The sequence below is a fragment of the Candidatus Babeliales bacterium genome (assembly GCA_035288105.1).
In the GTDB taxonomy this organism is placed as follows: Bacteria; Babelota; Babeliae; order Babelales; family Vermiphilaceae; genus SOIL31.
The window spans coordinates 1-3953 of the sequence record DATEAY010000017.1; the positions used below are offsets into that span (position 1 = coordinate 1).

At 36.7% G+C, this 3953-nt stretch carries 5 protein-coding genes; 1 reads left to right on the top strand and 4 read right to left on the bottom strand.

Annotation, left to right across the window (positions count from 1 at the left end; translation table 11 throughout):
- Positions 1-119 precede the first annotated feature (119 nt).
- From VJJ26_00925 to VJJ26_00940, 4 genes are read right to left on the bottom strand one after another with little or no spacing between them, the layout of a single operon-like run.
- Positions 120-314 carry a hypothetical protein gene (locus VJJ26_00925; GenBank protein HLC06725.1) on the bottom strand — a complete coding sequence of 65 codons (195 nt, stop codon included), beginning with the start codon at positions 312-314 and terminating at the stop codon, positions 120-122.
- Between the two features lie 11 nt (positions 315-325).
- Positions 326-730, bottom strand: coding sequence for a vitamin K epoxide reductase family protein (locus VJJ26_00930; protein ID HLC06726.1), 405 nt, complete (start codon positions 728-730; stop codon positions 326-328).
- Positions 731-748: 18 nt separating this feature from the next.
- A complete protein-coding gene (gene ligD / locus VJJ26_00935; protein HLC06727.1) occupies positions 749-1684 on the bottom strand; it encodes a non-homologous end-joining DNA ligase in 936 nt (311 codons plus the stop codon).
- Positions 1681-2346, bottom strand: coding sequence for a DNA polymerase ligase N-terminal domain-containing protein (locus VJJ26_00940; protein HLC06728.1), 666 nt, complete (start codon positions 2344-2346; stop codon positions 1681-1683). Before VJJ26_00940 ends, ligD begins: the two co-directional genes overlap by 4 nt.
- A gap of 229 nt (positions 2347-2575) precedes the next feature.
- Here VJJ26_00940 and VJJ26_00945 point away from each other — a divergent pair, with 229 nt between their 5' ends.
- Entirely contained in the window at positions 2576-3760 is a 1185-nt protein-coding gene (locus tag VJJ26_00945) for an ATP-binding protein (protein HLC06729.1), read from the top strand.
- Positions 3761-3953 lie beyond the last annotated feature (193 nt).

Below are 3953 nucleotides of genomic sequence, written 5' to 3' on the forward strand. Positions count from 1 at the left end.
AAACGCTTTGTTTATGCAAATTTCATAACAATTTTTAGTATGGCACATGTGTAAATCTCCTTTTGAATCAATTTTCGGTTGTTTCTTAAGGAGATTTTACTTTTTCTAAAGGCTTTTTTCTAGTTTAGGGATGGGCTCTTAGCTAATAGTTCTAGAATTTCTTTCTGAGTCAAGGAGCTGTCATGTAATTTTGTTGAGTATCTAGGAGAAGTTGGAGGTGAATTATCTGCTGATGATACAGCAAGTTTTTCATCCATGCTCAAAATTGTTGACGATACAAACAACAGTGCATACAGTGTAATGTGTTTTTTCATACATATCCTTTTTAAAAGAACGACTTCAATGATGAAATGTAGCAAACAATCGCAAGTGCTATGTTGACAATATAGAGAGATGTGCAAATTAAGCAAAGTGATCTAATTTTAAAATAGAGAATGTAGGCAAAGGCTATTGTCACGAGAAATCCTGCGAGGGTAATGAGTACAAGCAACCGATAGTAGTCCATAAGTGCTGCTGCAATAATTACTATGTAGTAGAATGCAGATGCCCAAATGTTGGAGATACCAAGCATTTTTCCGTAGGGGCTTAAGAAGGGACGTGTACAAGAAATGGAATCAGAAATATCGCATGCTGCTTTGTATTGTGCATCTTGCTGCAATTTACGTTCTATCGTTATTCCGTATATAGAAATAATCAGGCCGATTGTTGCTAATATAATTATTATCATCATGTGAACTCCTTTCCGCGCTCATCCTGAACTTGTTGAAGGATCAAGCGTATTAATTATTACATCCAATTTTTTTCGTGCTTTTGTTAGCGTCACCGCATACTTATTCATATCCTGCCACACATCACCAATTTTACTTATTCGTTTGCCAACATTTTTAATCGTATATTTTTGCGAAATCATTTTTGGTGATAACAATTCCTTCCACGTCACTGGCATTGCAACAGGAGCATTTTCTCGCGCGCGTACTGCATATGGTGCAACAGCAGTAGCACCAAATCCATTGCGCAGCCAATCAATAAATACTCGTTTACCACGTTTTGTTTTGTGTACATCAATCGTGATTAATTTAGGAAATTGTTGTGCAAGAAGTTTAGCAATATCATGCGCAAAATCGCGCACTTCATCAAACGTATGCACACTTTTTAATGGTACAACAATGTGCGCACCGCGAGATCCGGTAAGCATGCACAATGTGGGTAGTTCAAGATCATCAAGTATAGTTTTTAATTTTTTTGCCACATCTTGAATGTCTGCAAAACTAAGGCTTTCTGCAGGGTCAAGATCAAATATCATGCGATCTGGTTTGTGGATGTTGTCAGTTTTACTCAGCCACACGTGCGGTGTAATGCAATTTTGATTTGCTAAATAGATGAGTGTTGCAGGTTTATCAATCACCACATAATCAACTTTACCACCTTCTTGTTTACCAATAGGAATGCGCGTTATCCACTTTGGAAAGTAATCACTGGCATCTTTTTGGTAAAAACCTTCTTTAGCAATGCCTTGAGGAAAACGTTGCATAGAAATGGGACGGTCATCAATATGGGGCATCATTATCGGAGCAATGGCAAAGTAATAATCAACAAGATCTTGTTTAGTTAACCCGGATTTACCAAATAAAATTTTATCAGGATGTGTTATGTCTACTGAATAACGACCAACTTTGATCTTCATTTTTTTAGTTTTTTTTTGGTTGTTTGTAGCTCTTCTATTGTCTTGCCAGAAAGTACTGATTCTGGTTGAGAGCTGACCGGATTGCGGCGTGCATCGGCATATTGGTCACGCATTTTTATGAGCAGCCACTTTTTTGCATCATTACTGCTTGTGCGAATAAGTGCATAACCGCCTTGTAATTTTTTTCCGTGCACATCTACTTCAATCTGTCCGTTTTTGTAACATTGTTTGAGTGGAACTATTTTACCGTCTTTTTCTTTTATGTTAGTGAATGTTCCCTTATCCCAGACAATAACAGGACCTGCACCATAGTGGCCTTCAGGGATAACGCCTTCAAATGTTGCATAATCCATTGGGTGATCTTCTGTTTCCATTGCTAAGCGTTTATCGTGTGGATCTGTTGAGGGACCTTTTGGAACTGCCCATGATTTGAGCACGCCATCAATTTCTAACCGAAAATCGTAATGCAGATTGGTTGCATCATGTTTTTGTATAACAAAAACAGGTAGTGCATTATTTTTTTTGCGCATAGATTTACCTTCCGGTTCAGGAGAAACAGTAAAATTACGTTTCGATCTGTATTCAAGCAATGCATCGTAGGGTATGAGCATGAAGCCTAATCCAATTAGTAGAGCTGTTATGGCAATTACTTTTTTGACCATGTTGTATTGCCCCAAATTTTGATTTTTATTGAGTATGGGCAAGCCTAACATGTTATTTCAAGAAAATGCACAAACTTAGACAATCTGGTGAGTGAAAAAGTCTATTTTTTAATTTTTGTCCACTCAAAAACAGCGATCCAGAAATTATTTAGAGCATTGCTGGACAAATCTTCTTTTTAAAAGCAGAATTGTCCATAAGGCGTTTTTCCTAAAAAATTAAGGAGTATTTATGATTAAAAGAGATCTTGAGCCCAAATTAAGACAGATGGCTCAACAGTTTCCTGTTGTTGCGGTGCTTGGTCCACGACAATCGGGTAAAACAACCCTTACTCAGGCAACATTTTCGAACTATAAATATGTATCATTGGAAGATTTTGATGCATATAATCTTGCAAATTCTGATCCGCGTGCTTTTTTAGCGCTCCACAATAATGAATACGGGATTATTCTTGATGAGATACAAAATACTCCAGAGTTGCTCTCGTACATACAAACAGAGGTTGATAGAACCCAGAAGAACGGTTTTTTTGTTATAACAGGGTCTCAAAATTTTTTGTTGAATAAGGCAATTACGCAAACGCTAGCAGGCAGAGTAGCAATTCTTACCTTGTTGCCGCTTGCTTTATCAGAATTAAAGCAGGCTGACATGCTTCCCGCTGATAGTAACAATATGATTTTTCAAGGCTCCTATCCTCGTGTTTATGCTCATCATAATCTTTCTCCTGCAGATTGGTATCCTAACTATATTCGTACGTATCTTGAACGTGATGTGCGTCAAATAAAAAATGTATCTGATTTGGCAACATTTCAATTATTCATGAAGTTGTGTGCAGGGCGCATTGGACAGTTATTGAATGTTAGTTCTCTGGCAAATGATTGCGGTATTAGTCTTACAACCGCAAATGCATGGATTTCATTATTGCAAGTAAGTTATATCATTTTTTTGTTGCAACCTCATTTTAAAAATTTTAGTAAACGTTTAGTAAAAACTCCAAAATTGTATTTTTATGACACAGGCATTGCATGTTTTTTGCTTGAACTTGAAAGTGCAAAACAAGTTGCAACACATTATCTACGTGGTGGATTATTTGAATCATATACCATTGCTGAATTGATGAAGTTACGCTATAACGTTGGACGCATTCCCCATTATTATTTCTGGCGAGATAAAATGGGTCATGAAGTTGACTGTATCATTGGTCATGGCGGTAAGTTGTTTCCGGTAGAAATCAAATCAGGACAGACAATTTCGCAAGACTATTTTGAAGAATTGCATTACTGGTCAAATTTGGCTGGTGATGAGGCTGGGCGTAATTATTGCATTTACACCGGCTCAGAAAGTCAAAATCGTACGCTGGTTTCTGTACTCAAGTGGCAGGATTTAGAAAAAATAAATGAAATTTTTACGGAATAAGCGAATTTTAATTTTCTTAGAGCTTATCCGAAAATTAATTAAAGAAGAAAGTCCTTTTTAAAAAGGCTATAATAGCCTTTGGAAACAAACAAAAAAAAGGGCTGTTATGAAGTTTATATCAGATAAGCTGTGGTGTGAATTAAAAAGTGTATTTTCGACAAAAAAAACAAAAGTTGGACGACCTGAATTTGAC

Bases quoted from the DNA above. Each gene is read 5' to 3' on its own strand.
- VJJ26_00925 (HLC06725.1), bottom strand. From the start codon at position 314: ATGAAAAAACACATTACACTGTATGCACTGTTGTTTGTATCGTCAACA.
- VJJ26_00930 (HLC06726.1), bottom strand. From the start codon at position 730: ATGATGATAATAATTATATTAGCAACAATCGGCCTGATTATTTCTATA.
- ligD (HLC06727.1), bottom strand. From the start codon at position 1,684: ATGAAGATCAAAGTTGGTCGTTATTCAGTAGACATAACACATCCTGAT.
- VJJ26_00940 (HLC06728.1), bottom strand. From the start codon at position 2,346: ATGGTCAAAAAAGTAATTGCCATAACAGCTCTACTAATTGGATTAGGC.
- VJJ26_00945 (HLC06729.1), top strand. From the start codon at position 2,576: ATGATTAAAAGAGATCTTGAGCCCAAATTAAGACAGATGGCTCAACAG.